Source organism: Adlercreutzia aquisgranensis (assembly GCF_943193145.1).
GTDB classification, from domain to species: Bacteria; Actinomycetota; Coriobacteriia; order Coriobacteriales; family Eggerthellaceae; genus Xiamenia; species Xiamenia aquisgranensis.
The window spans coordinates 1-25,752 of sequence record NZ_CALPDA010000002.1; the positions used below are offsets into that span (position 1 = coordinate 1).

At 63.5% G+C, this 25,752-nt stretch carries 16 protein-coding genes; 10 read left to right on the top strand and 6 right to left on the bottom strand.

The window, feature by feature from the left end; all coding sequences use genetic code 11:
• Positions 1 to 646: 646 nt before the first annotated feature.
• Positions 647 to 1,294: a 5-formyltetrahydrofolate cyclo-ligase gene (locus NFR41_RS01270; protein WP_251230384.1), complete on the bottom strand. Its 648-nt coding sequence runs from the start codon at positions 1,292 to 1,294 to the stop codon at positions 647 to 649.
• 220 nt (positions 1,295 to 1,514) lie between these two features.
• On the opposite strand from NFR41_RS01270, the gene NFR41_RS01275 reads away from it, so the two are divergent.
• The 4 genes from NFR41_RS01275 to NFR41_RS01290 all read left to right on the top strand — a co-directional run bounded on the left by NFR41_RS01275 (position 1,515) and on the right by NFR41_RS01290 (position 9,357).
• The gene (locus NFR41_RS01275) at positions 1,515 to 2,453 is read left to right on the top strand and encodes a 3-hydroxyacyl-CoA dehydrogenase (protein ID WP_251230385.1); all 939 of its coding nucleotides are present in this window, start codon (positions 1,515 to 1,517) and stop codon (positions 2,451 to 2,453) included.
• Between the two features lie 578 nt (positions 2,454 to 3,031).
• Positions 3,032 to 3,502 (top strand): RrF2 family transcriptional regulator, encoded by a 471-nt coding sequence (locus NFR41_RS01280; protein WP_160214361.1) that lies wholly within the window; start codon positions 3,032 to 3,034, stop codon positions 3,500 to 3,502.
• Positions 3,503 to 4,135: 633 nt separating this feature from the next.
• Positions 4,136 to 7,189 carry a YhgE/Pip domain-containing protein gene (locus NFR41_RS01285; RefSeq protein ID WP_251230386.1) on the top strand — a complete coding sequence of 1,018 codons (3,054 nt, stop codon included), beginning with the start codon at positions 4,136 to 4,138 and terminating at the stop codon, positions 7,187 to 7,189.
• Positions 7,186 to 9,357, top strand: a complete 2,172-nt coding sequence (locus tag NFR41_RS01290; protein ID WP_160214359.1) for a YhgE/Pip domain-containing protein — start codon at positions 7,186 to 7,188, stop codon at positions 9,355 to 9,357. Before NFR41_RS01285 ends, NFR41_RS01290 begins: the two co-directional genes overlap by 4 nt.
• Positions 9,358 to 9,706: 349 nt before the next feature.
• Here the strand turns inward: NFR41_RS01290 and NFR41_RS01295 are convergent, their stop codons facing one another.
• The 4 genes from NFR41_RS01295 to NFR41_RS01310 all read right to left on the bottom strand — a co-directional run bounded on the left by NFR41_RS01295 (position 9,707) and on the right by NFR41_RS01310 (position 14,831).
• A complete protein-coding gene (locus tag NFR41_RS01295; protein WP_251230387.1) occupies positions 9,707 to 11,125 on the bottom strand; it encodes a Sapep family Mn(2+)-dependent dipeptidase in 1,419 nt (472 codons plus the stop codon).
• Positions 11,126 to 11,384: 259 nt separating this feature from the next.
• Positions 11,385 to 11,564: a hypothetical protein gene (locus NFR41_RS01300; protein WP_251230388.1), complete on the bottom strand. Its 180-nt coding sequence runs from the start codon at positions 11,562 to 11,564 to the stop codon at positions 11,385 to 11,387.
• 257 nt (positions 11,565 to 11,821) lie between these two features.
• A complete protein-coding gene (locus tag NFR41_RS01305) occupies positions 11,822 to 12,469 on the bottom strand; it encodes a 4Fe-4S dicluster domain-containing protein (protein WP_251230389.1) in 648 nt (215 codons plus the stop codon).
• A 55-nt stretch (positions 12,470 to 12,524) separates the two neighbouring features.
• Positions 12,525 to 14,831, bottom strand: coding sequence for a molybdopterin-containing oxidoreductase family protein (locus NFR41_RS01310; protein WP_251230390.1), 2,307 nt, complete (start codon positions 14,829 to 14,831; stop codon positions 12,525 to 12,527).
• Positions 14,832 to 15,664: 833 nt separating this feature from the next.
• Here NFR41_RS01310 and NFR41_RS01315 point away from each other — a divergent pair.
• The 5 genes from NFR41_RS01315 (at position 15,665) to NFR41_RS01335 (ending at position 23,262) form a co-directional block, all read left to right on the top strand.
• On the top strand, positions 15,665 to 18,334 hold the full coding sequence (locus tag NFR41_RS01315) for a molybdopterin-dependent oxidoreductase (RefSeq protein WP_251230391.1): 2,670 nt from the start codon (positions 15,665 to 15,667) through the stop codon (positions 18,332 to 18,334).
• Between the two features lie 23 nt (positions 18,335 to 18,357).
• Complete coding sequence (locus NFR41_RS01320) at positions 18,358 to 18,933, top strand: 4Fe-4S dicluster domain-containing protein (RefSeq protein ID WP_251230392.1); 576 nt, start codon at positions 18,358 to 18,360, stop codon at positions 18,931 to 18,933.
• A gap of 117 nt (positions 18,934 to 19,050) precedes the next feature.
• The gene (locus NFR41_RS01325; protein ID WP_251230393.1) at positions 19,051 to 20,730 is read left to right on the top strand and encodes an ATP-binding protein; all 1,680 of its coding nucleotides are present in this window, start codon (positions 19,051 to 19,053) and stop codon (positions 20,728 to 20,730) included.
• Positions 20,730 to 21,443, top strand: coding sequence for a response regulator transcription factor (locus tag NFR41_RS01330; RefSeq protein WP_251230394.1), 714 nt, complete (start codon positions 20,730 to 20,732; stop codon positions 21,441 to 21,443). Before NFR41_RS01325 ends, NFR41_RS01330 begins: the two co-directional genes overlap by 1 nt.
• Before the next feature lie 160 nt (positions 21,444 to 21,603).
• Positions 21,604 to 23,262: a helix-turn-helix transcriptional regulator gene (locus NFR41_RS01335; RefSeq protein ID WP_251230395.1), complete on the top strand. Its 1,659-nt coding sequence runs from the start codon at positions 21,604 to 21,606 to the stop codon at positions 23,260 to 23,262.
• 34 nt (positions 23,263 to 23,296) lie between these two features.
• Here the strand turns inward: NFR41_RS01335 and NFR41_RS01340 are convergent, their stop codons facing one another.
• Positions 23,297 to 24,736: a helix-turn-helix domain-containing protein gene (locus tag NFR41_RS01340; RefSeq protein ID WP_251230396.1), complete on the bottom strand. Its 1,440-nt coding sequence runs from the start codon at positions 24,734 to 24,736 to the stop codon at positions 23,297 to 23,299.
• Positions 24,737 to 25,199: 463 nt separating this feature from the next.
• Here NFR41_RS01340 and NFR41_RS01345 point away from each other — a divergent pair, with 463 nt between their 5' ends.
• The gene (locus NFR41_RS01345) at positions 25,200 to 25,751 is read left to right on the top strand and encodes a cytochrome c3 family protein (RefSeq protein WP_251230397.1); all 552 of its coding nucleotides are present in this window, start codon (positions 25,200 to 25,202) and stop codon (positions 25,749 to 25,751) included.
• Position 25,752 lies beyond the last annotated feature (1 nt).

The following is a 25,752-nucleotide window of genomic DNA, read 5'->3' on the forward strand; positions in this document are numbered from 1 at the left end:
GGGCCCCGCGCTAGCATTGCCTTCTTGGCGAAAATCAATCCAGGAAATCAGTTGACAAAACTATAGGAACACCCCCCTTGCCTGCTTCGCCTGCCTCTGCCGGACAGCCGCCCCCCTCGCCTGCTTCGCCTGCCTCTGCCGGGCGGTTGGTGGCTTGCGAATGTAACGGGAGACGTTTATGGCAATCGAAACCTGCCATAAACGTCTTCCGTTACAGAAAATCGTACATAATCGTCGTTCATTACAGCGATTTCTGCCATAAACGTCGTTCGTTACATGGGCAGGTCGGAAAGGCGTCCTCGACGGTCGTCCGCTGCGTCTGTTGCGTTCGTTGCGCGAAATCGCCGCGCCGCGCGCTGGCTGTATAGGGTGGGTGTCGGCCGCCAGCTGTATAGGGTGGGCGCCGGCCGTTGGCTGGATCGTGCGCGCAATGGTTGCCTGCTGGGCCGAACGGCCGTCGGACGCCGTCTGTCGGCCGCACCGAGCGAGCGCCGGGTGCTCGCTTGCCGCCCACCGCGGGTATTCGAGCACGCTGTTGGGCGCTCGCTTGCCGCCTGCTGGGGGGAGTCGCGCTCGTCGTAGATGCTTGCGGCTTTTGGGTGGCGAGAGCCCAGGCGGCCTCGTCGGTTGCCAGGCGCCGCTGCGTTCAGGCGATTTCGATGCGAGGCAGCGGGATGTCGTGGGGTTCCGCGGGCACTCGGTCCACCTGCTGCTCGGCGAAGGCGAGGCCGCTTACGAAGGGCTGCCGGCCGCCGCGTCTGTGCGACTCGCTCATGACCTGTGCCAACACGGCGTCGTAGTAGCCGCCTCCGTAGCCCAGGCGGCGCCCGGCAGCGTCGAAGGCAACCAGCGGCACCACGAAGGCGTCGATGCGTTGGAGGCTCACTGCGGGGATGCCGGCATCGGCGAGCGCGGCAAGATCGACGGTGCGCAGCGGGTGCCCCAGGAAAAGCTTGCGCGCGATTTGCAGCCGGTCGGCGTCGAACGTCACGAAGGACATGGCGCGCGGGCCTTCGGCGGCAGCGGGGTCCGTCCGATGGAGCACGGGAAGACAGACCGACCATCCGGCCTGCAGGGCAAGGTCTACCAGATGGCCGGTGGGCGCTTCGCTTCCCATCGAGTCGTAGAGGGCTACAGAGGGCAAGCCCGCATTGCAGGCCGCAGCTGCGATTTCGGCGAACAACCGCTCGCACGCTGCTTCCCCGCGTTGCTGGCGCTCCAGCGCATCGACGGCATCTCGGCGCCGAAGCGCCTCTTCGCGAAGAGCCTGCTTCTGCTTTTCTGCGCAGGTCATCGGCATCCTTTCCGCACTTTCAAAATGTCTGGCAGGCATCCGTTTGTCGACGGATCGGGGTTGGGGATCGCGGGCCTTTGCCGTCAGGGTAACATGGCGCGTGCCTGTTCTGGCTGTTGGCGGCGTCCGGCGCCAAGACGCTCGGCTTGCGGCGGCATGTGAGAGCGGGCGACGAGCGGCGACCTTGTTGCCGATGATACCCATTTATCAGGAGGCATCCATGGACATTCAAAACGTTACGGTGGCCGGCGGCGGTGTGCTGGGCAGCCAGATTGCGCTGCAAAGCGCCTACAAGGGCTTCTCGGTTACCATGTGGCTGCGCAGCGAAGGCTCCATCGAGCGCACGCGCCCGAAGCTGAAGAGGCTGCGCGGCATCTACAAGCAGACGCTTCAGGCTATGAAGACCGACCCGAGCGCCTACTGCCGCGGCCTGGCGGATTCCCCTGAGACGTCGCCCGAGCAGCTGGACGAGCTCATTGCGAAGGTGGATGCGGCCTTCGACAGCCTGGTGCTGACCACCGACCTGGAGCAGGCCTTCGGCGGCGCCGACATGGTGGTTGAGGCCATCGCCGAAGTCATCGGCGAGAAAGAGGCGTTCTACTCGTCCATCAGCGGCATCCTTCCCAAGCAGGCCATTCTGTGCACGAACTCGTCCACGCTGCTGCCCAGCGCCATGATGGACTTCACTGGGCGTCCGGACAGGTTCCTGGCGCTGCATTTTGCCAACAATATCTGGAAGAACAACACCGCCGAGGTCATGGGCACGGCGAAGACGTCGGCCGCGTCGTTCAAGGCGGTGGTGGAGTTCGCGCGGGCCATCGGCATGATTCCGCTTGAGCTGCACAAGGAGCAGCCGGGCTATCTGCTCAACAGCATGCTGGTGCCGTTCCTGAACGCCGCCGAGGCGCTGCTGGCCAACGACATCGCCGACGTGGAGACCATCGACAAGGCGTGGATGCTGGGTACCGGCGCGCCGCTGGGCCCGTTCCGCATCCTGGACATCGTGGGACTGACCACGGCGTACAACATCGTGGCCGCAAGCCCTGCCGCCCAAGAGCCGGGCAGCACCGCCGCGCGCATTGCCGCCATGCTGAAGCAGCGCATCGACGAGGGCAAAACCGGCATCAACGCCGGCGAGGGCTTCTACTCCTACAAATAGCATCGATCTGCGGTCGCTGCGGTGGTGGCGCCGACAACAGTTGAGGTGTCGGTATTAGCGGCACCCTCGTGCAGGGTACCTTGACAGCCATAAACGCAGAGCAAGCTCCTGTTGTCTTTGGCCCTGTGCCATAGGTAGGATTTGCGAAGGGGCATTTGCGGAAAAAGCAGCGTCCGCGTAATGCGCCGTAGGATGGCCCCGGGTTGCCTCCGTTGCCAAATGACGAAATGGCAACGGTACGGTTACGAATGAGGCATGAGATGCCCGAAACGTAACCAACGAACTTCGGTTTGACCTGAAAACGCAGCGATGACCTTGTTATAATCTATGCGCATTGTACACTTCAATACAGGTCGAAGGCGCAGGTGCCCTGGGTGGCGAAGCCCCTCGACCCACGGTCTGACGGCCAGCTTCTTCGGCTCGAAAATCGTTTGGAATCGGCGTTTCGGCGCCGGTTTCGCTTATATGGCCGAAAGTTGACCATTCGCATCACAAAAAGGGGCGCTTCTCTACCTCGGCGATGGAGCGCGGAAGATACCGCGCGGCGTCGATGGCGAAGGGCCGGATAGGAGACAGCAGTGCAATTCAAGGCATCGACCGATTACGGTATGCGCGCCATTTTGTACCTGGCTGCGCGAGACACCACCTGCTCGTCAAGGGACATTGCCGAAGATATGTCCATTCCCCGTGACTACCTTATCCAGCTGGCGCAGCTGTTGCGCAACGCCGGCATCATCGAGGCGCGTCCGGGCAAGCACGGCGGCTACCGGCTGGCGCGCCCAGCCGACCAGATCAGCGTGCTGGACGTTATCAACGCCTTGGACGAAGACGCCAAGCAGGCCACGCGGAGCCGCCGCGAGACGCGGACCGGCGGCGAGATGGTGGAGGAGATCAAGCGCGCCTACGACCTTATCGAAGAGTCCATGGACGCGTTCATGTCCAGCCTCACGGTGGAATCGCTTCTGGAATGCGTGACCACCGACCAGTCCAGCCGCACCTACCTTTCCGAACGGCTGACTGCCGAAGGAAAGCGCCTGGCCTACGCGTAATGCCAGCACCCGCTGCTGCAGCGGCGGTCTGGGCATGCATCGACGACCCCGAACAGCGGAGGACGACCGTATCGCCCCACCCATCGTTCGAGCGCCATAGGAACCGCCTCGGTGAGCAACTCCCGGGGCGGTTTCGCGTTTGCGGGTGCAGTCCTTGCGGTGCCTGCGGATGAGGTTGGCGTGGCTCCCGCCGGTGCCGGGCGAGGCCGATGCTGTTCGCACCTGGGCGTCCGGCCGCGGCGGCAGCGTCTGCGCCGACGTTCGGCCACGACTGGCAAGCCCTCGCCGGCGCTCGGCCACGATGGTGTAACCGAATGCCACGGGGCGGTGACAAAGCGCCCCCGGCGGCACCTCGTTCGCTGACCAGGGGGATAATCGCAGTGAAACCCTCCTTACGGCTTCAGGGTTCGCGTTTGCCCCTGCTTCTTGGTCCTTTTTTGGCTCAGATTGCGGGTTTGGCAAAACGGCAGGCCATTGGGTGGCGCGAGGGCGAGAGGTCCCGAACCGTTTCCCCAGATGGCGGAATGTTCGGAGGAGGAAAAGCCGAAGTGCCGGAGATTGGGATTTGCCAAACCCTCAATCTGTGGCGCAGATTGCTGGATGGCGGGTAGGTGAAAGGATGCGGGTTGGCGAATGCTGCATCGCGCATGGGCATATCTTTCGGTGATCTTCGCCATTTTCGCGCGCGATGTGAAGCGCGTGCTGCGCAATCCTGTGGCGCTGGTGGTGGTGCTGGGCATGGCGGTGATGCCGTCGGCCTACGCGTGGTACGTCATCGCGGCGAACTGGGACCCCTACAGCAACACGTCGGGCATGAAGGTGGCGGTGGCCAACAGCGACGCCGGCTTCGACAGCTCGGTTGCAGGGCGGCTGGACGTGGGCGACCAGGTGGTGCAGCAGCTGCAGGGAAACCATGAGCTGGGCTGGGAATTCGTGGGCGCCGACCAGGCTGTGAACGGCGTCTACGAAGGGGAGTACTGGGCCGCCGTGGTCATCCCCGAGGATTTCAGCGAGGACTTCGCCAGCGTGTTCACCGGCGACTTCACGCGACCCACGCTGGACTATTACGTGAACGAGAAGCCGTCCTCCATTGCCCCGAAGGTCACCGATGCCGGGGTGGATGCGCTGCAGAAGGCCATCGACGAGAACTTCGTGAAGCTGGTGGCCGAGCGGGTGGTTGACACCACTCAGGAGGCCGGCGAGCAGGCAGAAGGGAAGGGCGAGGCAGCCCAGAGCAACCTGACTGAGGGCATCGCCAACGCGCGCGAAACCGTGGGCCAGGCGCGGGAGGCCATTGGGAACCTGCAGGTCACCATTGATTCAACCAAGGAATCGGCTGCCAGCGCCGACGATACGCTGGCCCGGCTGCAAGAAGGCCTGGGGCCGCTTGGGGACGCGGTGGCGGAGGCAAAGGCGCTGCTGGACGAAGCGCGCGCCACCGAGAGCGAGTACGGTTCATCCTTGGCGACCAAGGCTACGGAAGGGGCTCTTGTCTTAGGTGATGTGGCAGCCCAAGCCCAGCGGGAGGCGGCTTCCATTGAAGGTGCGGTTCAGCGCGCTTGCGACGATGCGCAGGCGGCCCTGCAGCGGGCCCAAGGGCTTCTTCAGGCGAACGAGAACCTGATCGCGGCTTTGGAGGCCCAGGCCGCCGATCCGGCCATCGCCGCCGACTCGCAGGCGGCGGCAGCGGTTGCGGAAGCCCTTGAGCAGGCGAAAGGCGCGAATGCGGACCTGCAGACCACGGTGGGCGCGCTGCAGCAGGCAACCGATGCGCTCGGTACCACTGCCGTCGCCCTTGAGACGCAGGCCCAGGCCATGGACGAGGCTGCTAGCGCCGCCAGCGAGTCGGTGCGTCAGACCGCGGCCGACTTCCAAGCGAACGTGCTGCCCGCCATGACCGGCAGCCTGGACGAGCTGGCCGATGCGTGCGGCACGCTTCAGGGCGCCCTGGCCGGCCTTTCCCCCACGCTTTCCCAGGCGCGCTCGGTGCTCGGCGAGCTTGAGACCATGCTGACCTCGGCGTTCTCGTCGCTGTCGACCACTTCCGACGCCTTGGGCACCATGGAGTCGAACCTGGACCAGAACCTGTCGGATCTGCAGGCGCTGCAGCAGTCCTCCACGGTGAGGATGCTCTCGGAATACCTGGAGGCCGACCCCGCCGATGTGGGCGCCTTCATGGCGTCTCCGGTGACGCTGGAAACGAAGCTGGTCTACCCGGTGCGCAACTACGGCAGCGGCGTGGCGCCGTTCTTCACGAACCTGGCGCTGTGGGTGGCGGGGTTCATCTTGATGGCCATCGTACGGATGCGCGTGGACCCGGCGGGGCTGCCGCGGTTCACCGCCGCCCAGGCCTATTTCGGACGGTGGCTGTTCTACGTGGTCATAGGGCTTGTGCAGGGGCTTGTCTGCTGCGTGGGAGACTTGGTCATCGGCATCCAGTGCGAAAGCCCCGCAGCGTTCATCGGCGCCGGGCTTCTGACGGTGTTCGTGGACGTGAACCTCATGTACGCCCTGGCCTTTGCGTTTCGCCACATCGGTAAGGCGGTGGCGGTGATTCTGCTGATCATGCAGATACCGGGCTCGTCGGGGATGTTCCCCATCGAGATGATGCCGGCGTTCTTCCAGGCCATCCATCCGTTGCTGCCCTTCACGTACTCCATCGACGCCATGCGCGAGGCTATCGGCGGTTTCTACGGGCTGGATTACCTGCGCGACATGCTGACGCTTGGGCTGGTGTTCGTGCCGGTGGGGCTGGTTATTGGGCTGGGCATTGGGCGCGTGGATTTCAACCTGAACCTGATGTTCGACGAGAAGCTGGCCAAAACCGACCTGTTCGCCGCCGAGCCGGCGCACGCCTTTGCAACTGAGATGGCCGGTAGCGCAGGTGCGTTGTTAGGCGGCCAAGCGGGCGTGGCGGCCGGCGGGGGTGAGGTGCCGGGCTGCGAGGGTGCGGCGGCTGGCGGCGTGAGTGGCGAAGGCGCGGCGGCTGCCAACGTGGGCGGCGATGGCGCGGCGGCTGGCGACGGCGGTGCAGCCGCAGGGATTGGGGCTGCGCGCTTCAGGACCCACACTCTGGTGCGGGCGCTGCTGAACGTTGACGAGTTCCGCGAGTCGGTGCTGCGGCGGGCGACGCGGTTCCGTCGGCGCTACAAGTGGCTTGCAGCCATCGGCTGGGCGGCTCTGTTCGCGCAGCCGATAGTCACTTTCGCGCTGATGGTGGCCGTCGATGCCGACGTGGATACGCGCGTGGAGATGCTGGTGGCCATGGTTGTTGGGATCATCGCGGTGGACGTGTACCTGATTATGCTTTCGTTCATGAACACTAGCCTGAACAGGCAGCTTGCTTTGGCGAACCTGTCGCCCGAAAGGGTGGGGGCCCAAGCAGCCAGCCAGCTAGGCGGCGCGGAGGGTGCTTCTGCGCCTGGCGACGCTCTCTCTGGCGCGTCCGCTTCCGTCCCTAGCGCAGCCGCTCCTTCCGAGGGCGCTGCCTTTTCCGATGCCGCCGCGAACTCCGCCCCCTCCGCGGACTCTTCCGGCATCGTTGCATCCTCCGGCATTTCTGCGTCTGGCGACACGCCCGCTGCTCCCAGTAGAGCCGCTCTTTCCGCCTCCGACGACACCGCCCCTTCTGCACCTTCCGCCCCTTCCATCCCTTCTGCTACCTCGAAAGGCGGTGAGGGCCGATGAAGGCGATCTGGCTTATCTTCTCCGGGGACATGCGCAACCTGCTGCGCAACGCCGTGGCCGCCGTGGTGGTGATGGGGCTGGTGCTGGTGCCGCCGCTGTACGCGTGGTTCACGACGCTGGGCTTCTGGGACCCGTACTCGAACACTGGCAACATCAAGGTGGCCGTGGCCTCCAACGACGAGGGCTACCAGTCCGACCTTATCCCCACGCGCATAAATGCTGGCGAGCAGGTGGTTTCGGCGCTGCGGGCCAACGACCGCTTCGACTGGCAGTTCGTGACCGAGCAGCAGGCCACAGACGGGGTGGACTCTGGCGAGTACTACGCAGCCATGATCATCCCGAAGTCGTTCACCGCCGACTTGATGACCGTGTTCAGCGACCATATCACCGATTCCGCCATCATCTACTACAGCAACGAGAAGGAAAACGCCATTGCCCAACGGGTGACCTCCACCGGGGCCAGCACCCTGCAGGAGACCATCGACCAGACCTTCACCGAAACCGTAGCCGACGTTGCTTTGAGCGCGACGTCGGATTTGACGAACTTCATGAGCGGCGAGGGGGTGCTCGACTACGCGCGCACGCTGGAGTCGCGGCTGGGCAGCACCGTGGACGAGACCGTTGCGGCGGCGGACCAGGCGGCCTCCTATGCCGACCTTATGGCCTCCACGGCGTCGCTGGTGCGGGCGTCGGCGGAGGTGCTCGGGCAGGCGGGGAACGCGCCCGACGCGGTGGTGCCCCTGATCGACCAGGCTCGCGGCGGGCTTGCGGATGCCACGAACGCGCTCGAAGAGGCGGAGAGTGCAGGCGATAGCGCTATGAGCAGCGCGAACGCGTCCTGCGATTCCCTGCAGCAAGCGACTAACACCGCGTTTGCCACCATGGCCGACGATCCGGCCGTAGCGGCGGATATGCTGACCGCGGCGGCTGGCGACGTCCAGGGGCTCGAGCAAACCTACCGGGCCCTGCGCGACCAGCTGTCCGCCGCCGACCCCAACAGCGCCGCGCTACCCGCCGTAGACCAGGCCATTTCCGACTTGCAGCTGCTCGACCAGCGCTTGCGGCAGGCCAGCGGCGCTCTTGCCTCCAGTTCTGGGTCCGTGGACGAGGCGCGCCAGAAGGTGCAGGACTCGCTGAACCAGGCGCGCGATTCGCTGGCCAGCTCGCAGGAAGTCTACCAGAGCACGCTGAAGGGCGAGCTCGATTCTCTGGCCGACAACCTGCAAGCTGTGGGAGCCGATACGGAATCGCTAGCCGCCTCCCTTAAGGAAACAGCCTCCAGCCTGGGGAATTCTGCCGACTCTTTAAGCCAGAACCTGACCGACGCCGAAACAGCGCTGCGTCGTACGGCCGACACGCTGACCACCACGGCCGACGAGCTCTCCCACGCTCGGGACGACCTGGCCGCAGCCCTGGATTCCGGCGACGTGCAGGAAGTGCGCCGCATCATCGGCGACAACCCGTCCTCGGTGGCGCGGTTCCTGTCGGCGCCCACCCAGATTGTTACGCATCCGGTGTACCCTATGGACAACAATGGCAGCGCCATGAGCCCCTTCTACACCAGTCTGTGCCTGTGGATCGGGGCTATCTTCATGGTGGCGCTGATGTCGGTGCAGGTGTCTGCGCAGCGGCAGCGCCAGGTTCGGGAGGTTGTGGGCAGGCCGCTTCGGCAATCGGAGCTCTACCTGGGACGATACGGCGTGTTCTGCGTGCTGGGGCTTTTGCAGGCGCTTATCGTGGCTTTAGGCAACGTGTTCTTCCTGGGCGTGGAGTGCCAGCACTTCTGGCTGTATCTGGCGGCGTGCTGCCTGGCGTCGGTGGTGTTCACGGCCATCGTGTACACGCTCACTGTGTCGTTCGGCAACATCGGTAAGGCCCTGGCCATCATCGGGCTGGTACTGCAGCTGGGCGGCGCCGGCGGTCTCATGCCCGTGCAGATGAGCGCGCCGTTTTTTCAGGCAGTGTACCCGTGGCTGCCCTTCGCTCACTCCATGGAGGCCATACAAGGGGCCATGGCCGGCATCTACGGCAACCACTATCTGGTGAGCATGGGCCTGCTGGCGGCGTTTCTGGTGCCCGTGCTGGTGTTGGGCCTGGTGCTGCGCCGCCCCATCATCCGCCTAAACGACTGGGTGCTAGCCAAGCTGGACGAAACGAAGGTGGTGTAGGGGGAAGGGCGCCGATTGCTCTTCTGTGGCGGATGGGCTGCAACCGCCTTCGTTTCTACGCAGTTTCGCGTAACGGAATGCGCTTTTGTGGCTAATCCTCCCCACAAACGCGTTTCGTTACGAACGCCAGCGCCCGATGTAACCGAAGACGTTTATGGCAATCCAGCTACGCCCGATGTAACCGAAGACGTTTATGGCAATCGAAACCTGCCATAAACGTCTTCGGTTACATGAAATCGTACATAACCGTCGTCCGTTACAGGTTTTTCTGCCACAAACGCCATCGGTTACATCGGGCGCGCGTCTTCGTAGGTCGTCGCACGGCCTGCCGCTGCGGTCCGGCCTGTCGTTACTGGATGTCCAGCCCTTCCAGCTCGGCTAGGGCAAGCACGTAGATCTTGAAGGAGGTCCTCAGCAGCTCGACGGATACGCCCTCGTCGGGGCCGTGCTCGCCGCCCACCCAGTCGGGGTTGGCAATCCAAGGCATGTTCACGCCGAACGACGCGCCCTTCTTGAACTCGCGCGCGTAGGTACCGCCGCCGATGGTGAAGGGCTTGTGCTCGGTGTCGCCGGTGACGTACTGGAAGGCGTCTTGCAGCACGCGGATTTCCGGGTCGTCGGGCTTCACCAAAAACGGTACCATGAGCAGGGTGTTCTCGAAGGTGGCGCTTATCTGGCTGGCCTGGGCGCTCATGATGGACGTGATCTGCTCGCCGGTGATGGAAGTGGGGAAGCGGCTGTCCATGGTTTGTACCAGGCGATCGCCTTCTTTGCGGATGGTGCCGCCCACCACGGTGAGCGGGCCGAAGTACTCGTCGGCGCAGGCGATGCCCACTCCGGCGCCCGAGGTGTCGGACACCAGGCGTTGAACAAGCTCAAGGAAGCTGCGCTCGGCGGGGTTGCACAGGTTGTTGGCCAGCAGGTAGTCCACCAGCAGCATGATGGCGGAGATGCCGCGCTCGGGCCAGGCCGCATGGGCGTTCACCCCGGTGGCGTCGATGCGAACGGTGCCGTTGCTGGCGTCTTCCACGGTGATGCGCTCGGCCGCCGGCAGCGTGGCAGCATCGGCTTTCACCAAGGCCCACGCGTCGCCGGGCACTGCGTTGGTGACCACGCCGCCGTTGATGTCCAAGATGACCGGGTCGGCGATGGGGGCGCTGGTGATGCGTCCGTCGAAGCCGCCCTTTTCGCCGTAGCATACGGGGAAGTCGGCGTCGGGCGTGAACAGGAAGGCGGGGCTGTCGTAATGGTCCAGGTACCAGGCCACGTCGGCCATGGCGGTTTCCTCGTTGGCGCCGAACAGGAAGCGGATGGCGTAGGGCCGCTTTACGTCCAGCTGCGACAGGCACTTCACCGCATGCAGGGCTGTGATTGACGGGCCCTTGTCGTCCAGGCAGCCGCGCCCCATGAGGAAGCCGTCCTTCTCCGTAACCTCGAAAGGCGGGAAGGTCCAGCCAGGACCGGCGGGCACCACGTCCATGTGCCCGATAATGCCCAGCTGGGCGGTGCTGCTTCCGGTGTTGGCCGGCAGGTCAGCGAAACCGATGTGGCCTTCGCAGTTCGTGGTGGGAAAGCCCATGTCCTCGGCGATCTCAAGCGCGCGGGCTAGGGCTTTGGCGGGTCCGGGGCCGTAGGGCTGCCCGGGAGCTGCCGCCGCCAGATCTTCCGTGGAAGGGATTTCCACCAGTTTCGCCAGGTCAGACACGATGGTGTCGCGGTTGGTATCCCAGTAGGCCTCGGCTGCGGTCACAATCTCTTCGCGGTTCATGAGCGCTCCTTTCCCCATTAGCGAACCGGCTTCGCAGCTACGGGTTGCGGGCTGCGGCTTGCAGCAGGGGCGCTGGCTTGGCGGGCGGTGTCCCGCGGCGGGCGGCCCCTTCGGTTCGTTTTGAAGTTGCATACCCTCTCATTATGCGTGATGTAGTCTTCCAGGGTTGGCGGAGGCCCGTTTTGTTTCGGTGCTGATACGTGGCGCACCGACGGCCTGTGCGCCAGTCCGGGCAATGGTCCCCTGTTGCGCGCACCCCCTAGGGTGGCGGCACCGCGAAGGAGCTCGGCATCGTGTCTGGCTTCAGGAACGCCACCATGTACCAGGGCGCATAGACGATGGAGCAGTCGTCGTCGCGCCCTTGGGGGGGGGTCGGCATCGCCGCTGCCATGTTCTCGCGGCGGGCATGTAGGCCGACTCCCATGTTGCCTTCCGCCATACCCCTATGCCATCAACCCCGTCCCCTTGACATGCCTGCGACATGCCATCAACCCCGTCCCCCCGACATGCGATATGCCATCAACCCCGTCCCCCTGACATGTGTGCCCTTGACATGCCCCCGACATGCGACATGCCATCAACCCCGTCCCCCTGACATGTGCCGCCGAGAGTACGAAGGCGCCCCTGCCGCTGGGGACAGGGGCGCCTCTATGGGGGTCGCCACTCGATTGCGGGGTGGCCTCGGCTCTTCGTGCCTTACGCCCCGAAGGCGTCGTCTAGCTTGTTCTTGCCGCTGTACAGGTAGTACACCGACGGGCTGGTGCCGGCCGATTCCAGCAGCACCTGGGCTTTGCTGCCGGCGGCGGCCAGGGCCTTCGCCACGTCGGAGGAGGCGTCGTCCAGGTCGCCGAAGGTGCGCGCGTCGGCCACGCAGGTCTTCACGCACAGCACCTCTTCGCCCTTCTCGCGGCGGTCGGCGCAGAAGGTGCACTTCTCGGCCGTGTTGGCCACGTGGGTGACGAAGTGGTGCTCCTCGTGGGCGGTTGGGCCGTCGGCGCCGTGGTTCGACTCCACCTTGTTCACGATGGAGCGCGCGCCGTAGGGGCAGGCGGTGTCGCACATGCCGCAGCCGATGCAGGTGGCGGCGTCGACGGTCACCACGCCGTCGTCGCCCTTCGTCGTGGCGCCCGTGGGGCACACCTCAAGGCACGAGGGGTTCTCGCACTGCATGCACAGCGTGGGCAGGTAGGTGACTTCCAGGTTGGGGAACGTGCCGGTCACATACTCCTTCACGCCGGACCAGCGGTCGCCGGCGGGAAGCCCTCGCGACACCGCGCAGCCCACGGAGCAGGCGCGGCAGCCGATGCACCGGTCCAGGTTGATGACCATTCCATAGCGAGTCAATTCGATCAGCTCCTTAACTGAGTAACTGGCGTTTCGTTTCGCAGCCGCGCGGGCGCTAGGCCTTCACCACGTCCATCAGGAACGACGAGATGTCCGGAGACTGCGAGATGGGGTCGCGGGTGACGTTGTCCACGAGCGCGTTCATGTTGCTGCCCGGCTCGTCCCACGGGTTGCCCCAACCGCCGTCCACCCAGGCCACGCCCGGCATCACTCGCTCGGATACGCGCAGGGTGAAACGGGCCTCGCCGCGGTGCGATACCGCCTTCACCGCATCGCCGTCCTTCAGGTTGCGCTCGGCAGCATCGGCCGGGTTCAGGCTCAGCTCCGGCTCGGGATGGTTCTCGCGCAGGTAGGGGTTGTTGCGGTACTTGTAATGCACGTAGTGCACGGTGCGGCGGTTCGTGCCGATGAGCGGGTACTGCTCGGCCAGCTCGGGCGAGCCTTCCGGCGTGCCGAAGGCGGGCACGTAGTTCGGCAGGGGATCGTAGCCGTTCTTGCCGAAGGGCAGGTTCACCAGCAGCACCTTGCCGTTGGCGGTGTCGAAGCCGGGTTCGCCGTCGGCTCGCAGGCCGCCGGTCTCGTACTTCTTGTACTCGTTGGTGCCCACCAGCTGCACCGGATTCTTCTTGTACTCCTCGAAGCTGACGCCGCTGGGGCCCAGGGCGTACTGGATGAACTCCTCGTCGGTGGTCCAGGGGTAGCCCTCGGCCATGCCCATGGAGGTAGCCAGCTCGTATTCCATGGCGTAGGGCGTCTTGCAGTCGTAGAGCGGCTCGATGGCCGGCTGGCGCATGGCCACGATGGCGCCGTCATGATGGGGGTAGGTGCGGTAGTCGTAGCGCTCGGCCCAGGTGACGTCGGGCAGCACGATGTCGGCCAGTTGCTCGCAGGTCTCGGTCATGAAGATGTCGGTGTAGCAGATGAAGTCCAGGGTGCGCAGCAGGTCGCGGTTGCGATGGTAGTCGCCCTGGGCCATGATGGTGTTGGTGTGGTAGCCCATGAGGCCGCGCGGGGTGTAGGGGTCGCCGGTCTCGATGGCGTCCAGCGCGCCGGGCAGGCCGTTGAGGAACAGCGGATAGCGGGTGGTGTTCACGTTCACCGCGTCGGCCACCACGGTGGTCTTGATGCCGGTGGGATTGCCGGCCTCCACGGGGACGGGGTGTCCAACCACGTTCGGGAAGCAGCAGTTGCAGCCTTCCTTGTCAAGCTTTCCGCAGATGGCGCGCAAGCAGCCGATGGAGCGCACGGCCTGCACGCAGTTGCTGTGCAGCGCCAGGCTGTTGCCCTCGTGCAGCGCGGCCCGCTCGGTGGTGGCGTACAGTCGCGCCAGCTCGCGGATGGTGTCGGCCGGCACGCCGGTGATGCCCTCGGCCCATTCGGGGGTGTACTGCTCCATGCACTCGCGGTACTCGTCGAAGCCGTGGCACCAGGTCTCCACGAACTCGTGGTCGTACAGGTCCTCGGAAAGCACCACGTTGGCCATGGCGTTGGCCAGTGCGCCGTCGGTGCCGGGTTTGATGGGGATGTACTGGTCGGCTTTGGCGGCGGTTTCGGTGAAGATGGGATCGATGACGATCAGCTTCACCCCGCGCTCTTTCGCGTCCAGGATGGGGGAGGCGCTGCCGTGTTTCTCGTAGCACATGTAGGCGCCGGGGCGCAGCGAGGCGAAGGGGTTGCCGGCCCAGCAGATGATGAGGTCGGTGTTGTTGTAGTCCTCTTCGTCGCGGAAGCCGTAGGTGGTCTTCAGGGCCACCAGGCGCGGAACGAAGCACAGGTTCGGCGCGCCCACCATGTTGTTCGTGCCGTAGCGCGCGTAGAACTCGCAGAAGGCGTTGCGCACGATGTTCTGCACCGGGGCGCCGTTGGTGTACAGGAGCGTCTGGGCGCCGTGGGTGTCCTTGATCTTGGTCAGCTCCTCGCCGATGAACTGGTAGGCTTCCTCCCAGCTGATGGCCTCCCACTGGCCCGACCCGCGCTCGCCTACGCGCTTCATGGGGCTGCGCAGGCGGTCGGGGGAATAGACGGTGTCCACGAACGCCTGGCCCTTGGGGCACAGGGCACCCTTGTTGAAGGGGTGGTCGGGGTCGCCTTCGATGCTGATGATCACGCCGTCTTGGACGTTCACGATGACGCCGCAGTCGTTGTGGCAGTTTCCGCAGGTGGTGCGTACCTTCGTGATGGGCGACGTGGAGCCGGTGGGAATCTCCTTGGTGGGAGTGCTCGGCGTGGCGTCGGCTTCGGTTTGGGTGTCGGCGGCGTCGGATGCGCTCGGCTTCGGCGATGCGCACCCGGCCAGGGCCAGGCCGGCGAAGGCCGCAGCGCCTCCGGCCGCCTTCATGAAGTTGCGTCGGGTTAGCCTCATGGTTCTCCTCCTCGTCTTTGCGTGCGGTTCCGTGCAGTTAGCGCCGTCGTGCTGCGCGTCGCGGTGTCGCATCGGCTCGATGGCGTTTTTCGCAATGCTGCACGGCCTGGCAACGTCCCCCCGCAGCGGAACCTCGGGTGCAAACAGGCTAAAACCTGCGGAAAGGGAAAACTTCACCCTGCTGGTGGTAGATTGAAATTCCACCTAGGTGATGCGGTGGGATGCCAACGCGCTAGAATGGATGCCAAGCAGCTTCAACGCGCAAGGACGGTCGCCAGGCGACGCTGGCGTGCGCGAGGGGGCCGTCGAGGCGAACGGCACTGGGACGACGCGTTTGGCGAACCTCATGTAACGGAAGACGGTTGTGGCAATTTGAACCTGCCACAACCGTCTTCCGTTACATGAAATTGCGCATAACCGTCGTTCGTTACATGGTTTCCGTGCCATAACCGTCATCCGTTACATCGGGCGGCGTCGCAGCTCTGCGCGGTGGCTGTTGGCTGGGCGAAGGAGGGGGATGCTTGTGGCTAAGCCGATCGAGGGGACGTGCGGGGTTTGCCGATTGGCTGCTTTCCGCCTATCGCTGATCGGTTCTCTTGCCCTTGGCTGTCGGTTCGTGGCTGGCAGGGCGGAGGATAGCGCAACACTTTCGAGGAGTGCCGGGCGCGGGAGTTTCACGCGTATTAAGAATTCGGAAACATCTCTTTAGGAAAAATCAAGGCAGCTTTAATGAGTATTGTTTCCGTCGACTTTTAACCTTGATGTGGGCATCAGGGATGCCAGGCAAGCGTTCGAATGCGCTTGCCGGGAAGACAAGAGAAGAGGGGGATCGTATGGCTGACTCTGCGAAGAGGGCTCGGCGCTTGCCGGATGTTACCCGCCGAGGGTTTCTCAAAGGAGGGCTTGCCGCTACGGCCGTGATCGCGGCATCGGGAAGCCTGGTGGCTTGCTCGGGGAACAACCAGCCTAAGGAGGTTGTCCCGCCGGAGAAGAGCGAGCCGGACGCTCCCGAAACCGAGGCCGCTGCTGCCACGGTTACGCGCGATTTGAACACGGGTACGTGGGTGACGGCCGCATGCTGGCACAACTGCGGCGGCCGGTGCCTGAACAAGGTGCTGGTCCGCGACGGCGTGGTGGTGCGCCAGAAGACCGACGACACCCATGCCGACAGCCCGGACTTCCCCCAGCAGCGTGCCTGCGTGCGCGGCCGCTCCCAGCGAAATCATGTTTTCTCGGAAGACCGCCTGAAGTACCCCATGAAGCGCGTGAGCTGGCAGCCCGGTGGCGGCGAGAACTCCCACGGCGAGCTGCGCGGCGTTGACGAGTGGGAGCGCATCACCTGGGACGAGGCCTACGACTACATCGCCAACGAGATTCAACGCATCGTGTCCGAAAACGACAACCGCTCTCTGTTCGCCGACGGCGGTGCCGTGTCGAAGTTCCTCAGCCTGTACGGCGGTTACATCGGTCATTGGGGCACCACCTCGCGCGGCGCATGGACCTATACCCCCGACGTGGTGGGAATCGCGCCGCAGCCCAACGAGGGCATCAACGACCGCATCGACATGCGCAACAGTGACATCGTGATCATGGTGGGCACCAACCCCGCCTGGTCGTCCGCGGGCAATCCTGCCTACCACCTGCTGCAGATCAAGAAAGCAGGCGCGAAGTTCGTCGCCGTCGACCCCTTCTACAACGACTCCTATGCGCTAGTCGATGCCGAATGGATTCCCTGCCGTCCTTCTACCGACACCACGCTGTTTTTGGGTATGGCCTATGCCATGCTTGAGATGGACGAGGAAAAGGGTCTGATCGACTGGGATTACCTGAACACCCACACCATCGGCTTTGATGCCGATCACATGCCCGAGGGCGAAGACCCCGCTGGGAACTTCAAGGACTACCTGCTGGGCACCAATGACGGAACGCCCAAGACGCCCGAGTGGGCAAGCCGTATCTGCGGCGTCGAGCCCAACAAGATTCGCTACCTGGCCGAGCTGGCCGGCAAGGACAACAAGACCGCAATCCTCATGGCTTGGGCTTCGGCTCGTACCCACAACGCCGACACGCTGCCCCAGCTCGTCATGACGCTGGGCGCTATGGGAGGCCATTTCGGCAAGTCGGGGCACATGTGCGGGCTCTCCTGCCACTCCCGCGCCATAAGCGGCGGCACGTACCTGGTGGGCGCGGGCGCGGCGGGGCTTCCCTCCATCAAGAACCCGCTTGGCTCCACCGAGGGCATCAACGATACCGAGATGTGGAACGCCATTGTCGACGGCAAGTACACCTACGCCGGCGGCTCCACCAACAAGGTGCCGGGCGAGCCGCGCGAAGTGGACATCAAGCTGATCTACCACGACAGCATGAACGCCAAGCTGCAGACGACCGACGGCCAGGCCAAGGGCATCGAGGCCCATCGTAAGGTCGATCTGGTGGTCACCCATTCGCTGTTCATGACCACCAACGCCATGTACTCCGACTTCGTGCTGCCCATCGAGTCGTACTGGGAGAAGGAGGGCGGCTTCCTACAGGGCAACCGCGAGGCGCTCATCTACCACTCCAAGGTGGTCGAGCCCATGTACGAATGCAAGTCCGACGAGGAGATTGCCAGCCAGATCGGCACCCGGTTGGGCCTCGATCCGGCCGAGGTGTTCCCCTTCGACGCGAAGCAGCAGCTGTTCAACCAGTTCGTGGGTGCGTACGTCATCGACGAGGCGGGAGAGAAGAAGCCGCTCGTGAGCATAACCGACAAGAACATCGCTGACTGGGGTTGCGAAGGCGAGCCCCAGGAAGGCGCCATCGCCATGGACGAGCTGATCGAGACCGGCCTGTACCAGATTCCCCGCAAGGAAGGCGACGCGTACGGCTACATCGCCTACGAGGCGTTCGTGAAGGACCCCGAGGCCAACCCGATGAAGACCGAGAGCGGCAAGCAGGAAATCTACTCCCGCGTGCTGCGCGATACCATCAACGCCATCGGCTACAGCACCATCGAGGCCATCCCCACCTACGTCCCGCCGCAAGAGGGCTTCGAGGCCACCTTCAGCGACTTCGAGGCGGGCGTGAAGGGCGACTACCCGTTCCAGGTGTACAACCCCCACTACCTGCGCCGCTCCCACACCGTGTTCGACAACGTGGAATGGCTGCGCGAAACATGGCCGAACCCGGTGTTCCTCAACGCCAACGATGCCAAGAAGCTGGGCATTGCAGAGGGCGATACCGTGCTTCTGACCAGCCCCCACGGGAAGTGCATCCGCCAGGCGTGCCCCACGAACCGCTTCATGGAGGGCGTAATCGGCCTTCCCCACGGCGCATGGGTCGATATCGATCCGGAAACGGGCATCGACCGTGCGGGCTCCGACAATATCCTCACCGGCCAGATTCAGTCGGGCCAGGGCGTGTCGGGATGGAACACCTGCATTTGCAACATCGAGAAGTATAACGAGACGCTTGCGGCCGACTACGAAGTTCCCATGCGTATTCCCGCAGCTCAGACGGCGTAGCGGCAAGGGGAAGGACTGAGACAATGAGGCAAGGTTTCTATTTCGACATGACCGCTTGCATCGGGTGCCGTACGTGCCAGATTGCATGCAAGGACAAGAACGACCTTCCTGCGGGCGTGGTGTTTCGCAACGTGACGGATTACGAAGTGGGGGCATACCCCAACGTGGCGACGTTCCATTACTCGGGATCGTGCAACCACTGCGAGGACCCGGCATGCGTTGCGGTGTGCCCGAACGGCGCCACCTTCATCAACGAGGAAGACGGCACCGTGCAGCACGACGACACGAAGTGCATCGGCTGCCAGTACTGCGTGAACGCCTGCCCCTACGGCGTGCCCAAGTACCTGGAGGACATTCAGCTGACGCACAAGTGCGATGCCTGCTGGACGCTGCGCGAAAAAGGCGAGGATCCGGCGTGCGTGGCCGCCTGCCCCATGCGGGCGTTGGAGTTCGGGCCCATCGACGAGCTGAGGGCGGCCCATCCCGACACGGTGAACCAGATCACCATCCTGCCCGAGGCGACGCAGACGAACCCGTCGGTGGCCATCCAGGCGAAGAAGGCGGCTCTGGAAAAGGACGTCGCCGCCGTTCTCATGTAGCGGTGCTGTTAGCAGCCGCATAGCACGCGATGCCGTGGCAGTTCAGCGAGCTGCCACGGCTCGTGTATTATGGGCAGCGGGGAAGGTGCGGCGTGCGGGGATCGAAGAGGGGGCTGTGTGGGGAACGTTAAGCTGAAGACGAAGTTCGTCGTGCTCATCGTGGTGCTTGTGGCTGTCTCGCTGTTCGCGAACCTGGCGTGGACCTCCGCGAACAAGCGCACCCAGATGGAAAACGAGATGCGCGAGAAGGGCCAGGTCCTTGCACAGCAGATGGATGCCGTGTGGGAGTTCATGGCGTCGAACCAGAGCCGACTCGAGCAGATTTCCTACACCGAGGAAGGCGTCTACCAGGGGCTTCACTGTGCAATCGTAGGGCGCAGCATCGGCCAGCTGTTCACCTCGCAGTCCACCTACAGTACGAAGTTCGTGAATTTCGAGCCGCGCAACGCCGTCGACATGCCGGATAGCTTCGAAGCCGACGCGCTCACGGCGTTCATCGAGCGCGGCGCCATCGAGTATTACGCTATCGTCGAGCAGGGCGGCGAGGAGGTGTTCCGGTACGCGGCCCCCATGCGTATCGAGCAGAACTGCCTCGACTGCCACGGCAATCCGAAGGGCGAGATAGACGTGACGGGCTTTCCCAAGGAAGGCTGGGAGATCGGGGACGTGGGAGGCGCCATCAGCATCACCATGCCGCTTGACATCTACCGCGAGAACGAGCGCTCGGCGGTGGTTCAGGACGTGATCTTCTTCGGCGGCATGCTGGTGGTTTCCCTGGCTATCGTCTACTTCGCCCTGGCTTACCTGGTCACGCGCCCGCTGGCCAAGGTTCAGGCGGCCGTGGAGCAGGTGCAGACGGGCAACCTGGACGTCAAGCTTGCCTACACCGAATCGTCGCGCGAGATCAACGCGCTGGCCGAGGCGTTCAACCGCATGGCTGCGGAGCTGTCTGCCATGTACGAGAACCTGGAGGCCCAAGTGCAGGACCGGACGGCTCAGCTGGCTCAGGTGAACGAGACTTTGGAGCAGCAGCGGGCGCAGCTGGAAGAGGTTAATGAAGTCCTGCGCAACGAAAACCGATACAAGGGCGAGTTCTTGGCCATGATGAGTCACGAGCTGCGCACACCTCTGACTTCCATCCTGGCCTTCACGGAGATGCTTAACCGGGAAAGCAGCCCGAAGAGCGAGAAGGAGGCGCAGACCCGCCGCGAGATAGAGGCGAACAGCCGGGCGCTCCTGTTCATGATCAACGACATACTGGAGATGAGCCGTCTGGATGCCGGGCGCACCGAGTTCAACGTTGAGACGGTCGACCTGGGCGACATCCTGGGGCTGGTGCAGGCGGTGGTTCAGCCGTTGGCGAACCGCAACGAGGTCGATTTTGCATGCGACATCGACCCTGGCGTACCGCTGGTTCAGGGCGACTTCGAGAAGATTCGCCATGTGCTTGAGAATCTGTGCGGCAACGCGGTGAAGTTCACGCCGGCGGGCGGGTCGGTGCGACTTCATATCAGCTACCATCCGGAGTGCGACGAGGTGTGGCTGCGGGTGGCAGACACGGGCATCGGCATTGCGAAGAAGGACCAGCAGCGGGTGTTCGAGCGGTTCGTCCAGGCAGACTCGTCGCTTTCCCGGAGGTACAACGGAACGGGCTTGGGCCTTTCGCTTGCGAAAGAGTATGCCGAGATGCATGGTGGCAGCATTTCGCTTGAGAGCGCCTTGGGAGAGGGCAGCGTGTTCACGGTGCGCGTTCCGGTCGTGGAGTGCAGGCTCGATGCAGGGGAGGAAAACGAGTGATGGCAGATCCGATGAAGATAATGCTCGTTGACGACGATGACGGGCTGCATGTGCTGATAAGGCGTCTCGTCGAGGATGCGGGCTACGACTTCTGCTCAGCCTACGGAGGCGAAGAGGGCTTGAAGGTGCTGGCTGCCGAGAAGCCCGATCTACTGCTGCTTGATGTCATGATGCCCGGCATGAACGGTTTCGACGTGTGCTGCAAAGTGCGCGAGCAAGGGCGGCGAATCCCTGTTATCTTCCTGTCCGCCAAAGGCGACATCGTCGACAAGTCCATCGGGTTTAAGGCGGGCGGCGACGATTACGTGGTGAAGCCGTTCAATTCGGACGAGCTTCTGCTGCGTATCGAGGCTCACCTGCGTCGGCACAAGCAAGACCTTGCGTTCGTGAAAGCGGTCACCCGCAGCGGAAGCTACGCGACGGGCGATCTGGAGGTGCTGTTCAACCAGTACGAGGTGCGTGTGCGCGGCGAGAAGGTTGATCTGACGGCGAAGGAGTTCGAGATACTTGCGCTTTTAGCCGCAAGCCCCGGCCAAGTGTTTACCCGGGCACAGATATTCGAGCACATCTGGGGCGAGAAAAGCGATGTGGACGAGAGCAGCATAACCGTGTTCATCCGCAAGATTCGCGAGAAAATAGAGGAGAACCCTTCCAAGCCGCAGTATCTGCTCACCGTGTGGCGCGTAGGCTACAAGTTCGCGGAAAGCGTCTAGCGGGCAGTTTGCGGTTGCTTGCTTTCGAACAGAGGCGCGCGGTCGGGCGGTTGCCTCGGCTTCTGCCATGGCTGTCTTTGCCTGGACATGCAGTGCGGGTAGAATAGTCGCGAAGGCAAGAGAATGGCGGCGGCCGGAGGTAGCGCGAAGGGGCGTGGGGGTGGAAACGTTGGAAAAGGCTCGCGCAACGGCGCGGCGGCTTTTCGGCAGCGGGGCGCAGGGCTGGTTCCTGGTCCTGGGGCTGGGGTGTTTCTTCTGCTGGTTCTGGGCTGCTTTGCAGAATCCGAACAGCGCCCTGCAGAACAGCGTGCCCAGCTACTCGCTGTACTGGGAGCTGGTGCTGGCGTCGGCTGCCCTTTCGTTCGGGGCGATTCTTGTTGTGGCTGTGCGCTGCGGGGCGGATCGACGCAAGCGCTACGAGCGGCGCTCGACCGTGGGCGTGCTGGTTGCTTATGCGCTCGCCGGGTTCGTTCCGCGGCTCTGCGGGCTGGAAACTACGGCAACGGCGGTGGCGGAAACCCTAATCACAGGCGTGTTGGCGTCGTGGATGTTCGTGCAGTGGGGCGCCATCATGGGGCGGCAAGGGCCGCGGCGGTTGCTGTGGCTGTCATGTGCAGCCCTGGTCGCCTCCTTCGTGTTGGCGCTGGTGCTGTACCAGACCAGCTACTTCGTGGCGGTGACGTTGGTGTCGCTTCTGCCGTTCGCTTCGCTGGGTGTGGTGCTGGGCCGGGGACTGTCCGGGTGGGAGGAAAGCGCCTTGGACGACGAGCCTGTCGCCAGAGCTGCGGCGGGCGCGGCGGATGCGACGGGCGCGGGAGCCGCGGGCGTGGCTGGGAGCGGTCCTGCGAGCGCCGATGCTGCTACCAGCACGGCGCCGGCTCCTAAGGGCAGCGGCGCCCACCCGATGAGCCTCTACGCCACGCTTTTGGTGCAGGGCATGGCCTTCGGGCTGCTGCATCTTCTGTACGGCACCGTGGTGCTGGAGAAGTGCACCGATCCCTTCTGCGTGCTCCGCTTCCTGAATGGAAACATGTTTCCGCAGGTCACGGTTGCTGATTTCTACGGCGTTATGGGCGTGTTCGGCATCGTGCTGGCGGCTGCGGTGGTGGCGGTGGCCACGGGCGTGCTTCGGCTGAACTTCCGCAAGCTCATCTACGTGGTGGGGTTTCCGCTGATGGCCATAGGCTTTCTCATCCTTAGCACCGACACGGGGTTTCGCACCACCGGCATTGCCAGCCATGCGTCAGGGGTCAACTTCACGGCGGGCGAGGTGGTCTACATCGCCGGCTACTACTACACCATCGTGACCACATGGGCGCTGTGTTCGTACCTGTCGCAGACGAAGCGCCACGACCGGGTGCGGCTGTACGCCTGGGCCGGCCTGTCGCTGACCGCCGGGCAGCTGCTTGGCTACGCCACCAGCATGCTCGTGGGCTTCGAGCGATTCTCGCGCGGGGAGTACTGTACCGACGCCATCTTCATGCTGCTGCTGGCCAGCCTGCTGATGGTCAGCAACGACGGCCTGTGGCGCGACTGGGGCGGCGTGCGTCCCACCGAGCAGGGGTCCGCCAGCGCGTTCAAGAGCGCCTGCGAGATCATCGAGCGCACGTACCGGCTGACGCCTCGGGAGCGCGACGTGTTCGTGCTGCTGGCGCGCGGCCGCAACATGGCCTTCGTGGCCGAGAGCTTGTGCGTGACCAAAGATACGGTGAAGACCCACGCGCGAAGCCTCTACCGCAAGCTGGGAGTGCATTCCCAGCAAGAGCTCATCGACCGCGTGGAAGCCGAGATCGAAGTGGCCCGCAGCCAGCGCATGTAGGGGGTGCGCGGGGCTGGGGCGTTGGGGGCGGTTGTCAGAGAGTGCGCTGCGCGGTCTCCTGGGCATTCACCAAGTTGATAAGCTCCTGTTTGGAATGGACGCCCAGCTTGCGGTAGATGGTCTTGGCATACCACTGCACCGTCCCGAGCGCCAGAAACAGCACCTCGGAAATGTGTTTTTGGCTGTTGCCCCGCGCGAGGAGGATCATGATTTCCGTCTCTCGCGCGGAGAGTCCCGCCGCGTCCGCCAAAGCCTTGCAAGCTTCCCCAAAATCGGAACGACCGGCTGTCGGGTTTCCGCTGGATGCGCTTTCGTTGGCCGAGGAGCTCGCGCCTGGCTCGGTGATGGTCGCACGGTGATTCGCAAAGGTTAGCACCGACACCACCATTACCATTGTCATGAGTATAACCGCAGGCACCACGTCGGTTGAGCTCAAGCCGAACAACATCATGAGCTGGGGGAACACTATTCTCTGCATGGCAATGGGAAGAACCTTGAGCAAGATCATGCCCAGTCCCATTACCATCACCGGCGAAACCCTGTCGTTTTTTACGAACTGCAACATGACGAGGTAGAAGATGACCTCGAAGCAGTTCAGGGCTCCGTGGGCCATGCTCACCCCTATGGCGCTTGCGGGGCCTTGAAGACCTATCGCCATCATGTTGCCTAGCAGGAAAAGACCGGTAGCGGGAATCCAGGCGTTGCGATAGCCCTGCTCGACGGAATCGCCTCGAGCAAGCGATGCAATGCAGAAGGACATCACGGCGGCGATGCATGCGCAGCGAACAAAGAGCTCCCCGAACGAGATGTTGTTGCTCAGGTTGAAGAACAGTCCCGTCATCATGCGTCCGCCGATGAGCAGCACGGCTAGCAAACCCAGCAGCGCGAAGGGAGCATGGGCAAGGGCTGATAGGTCGAAGCTGTAGGAGGGTGACTGCTTCGACCTGTTTACGCGCAAGCAGTACCAGCAAACTCCAGAGAGCGCCGTGGAGAGCCCGCAGATAAGCCTCTGCCCTGTCATGGGCAGGAAATTGCCCAAGGTAAGCAGCGCGTATCCGATAGAAGAGCTGAAAAGCAGGAGCATCGTCTGGTGCATGTCAAGCCGAGCGAGCGCTACAGCCCAGCACAACATGAGAGCCACGTAGCTCAGCGACAGGAGGAGCGTCGACGCAAGCAAGAGGGAAGGGGCTTTTTCTGCAAGACCCGTAAGCATTAGGCCATATCCGCCGATTCCCGACAGCGTCAAGCACAAGCTTCCGAATCGGTGATGGTCGATGAAGTGCGCAGCGGGGCGACGAATGAGGAAAGCCGCTAGAAACAGAAGCGCAGTTAAGGCTAGTAGCAACTCGTTTGCGCTCGAATACGACTGAGCGTCCGGGAAAAACGATGCCATCATGTTAGGCGGGAAGAAATTCCAGCTGAAAGTAAACCCGACAAGCGCCAATGCGAATTGGTTTTTCTGGAGCTTCTGCAACTTTCCGTCTCTCCTTGCGCCCCGCTTCGCGGTTTCCGGGCCGTCATCGCGCTTGCGCGAAGCCGTGGCAACCCCGCTTTGTCGCTTGAGGTCGAGCCTGCAGTCCGAAAAGGTTCCAGTTGTCGGCAAAGCGCAGGTGCGTTCTTCGGTTGTATTTTACTCGAATCCGCGGTCTCCGAGAAAGTAGACGAGGGATGAAGTTGAGTCCTACGCCGGGAAGGTCTTCTGCATTCATCAGGAGAAACGATATTTCACCATGTTCTATGGGGTTGGGTGATGTTTGCCCAGGGGGTGCTTTTCACCATGAAATGGGAGGTGATTGGCAACGACGTCCGTGAAACAATCGACCTGCTGTGCATGGGTTTCTCGGGACGGGTCGACGCACGTTGCGACGGTGCGCAGCAGGGACTGTTGGGCTTGCGATCGATGTGTCGCGAGGGGAAGCAACAAGAAGGAGGAGAGGATGACTATCGAAGCGAAGAAAGTTGTGGTTGTGGCGGTGACCCTTGCCGTTGCAGGCGCCTTGGCGGCATGCAGTCCCTCGTCGAAGGAGGCTGGCGCGCCGGATGCGGCGGCGGAGACGGGGAGTGGCTGGGAGACCGTCATGGCGGAGAATCCGTCCGACCCCTATGTGGCTAGCTATCAGGCGGAAGACCCCGGCACCACCATCTCGATGCACAAGAAGCTGGGCTATACCTGCGCCACCTGTCATGACGAGGAAACCCAATCGCTCGTGGGTTCATTCGATGAGCTGGTGGGCCCTAGCGAAGAGTCGCTGGGAACGCGCGAGTTCTGCCTAAACGATGGCTGCCACGATTGGGCGAAGATAAAGGACGCGGTAGTTTTGGACGGGGACAAAACCATCTACAACCCCGAAGGTATGTACAACGTTCACGACAACCATCGAGGCGATGTTGACTGCGGTCAGTGTCACTCGATGCACGGTCAGCCGACCCTCAACTGCGTGCAATGCCATTACATGGATTTGCCCGAGGGCTGGGACGGATTCGAATAAA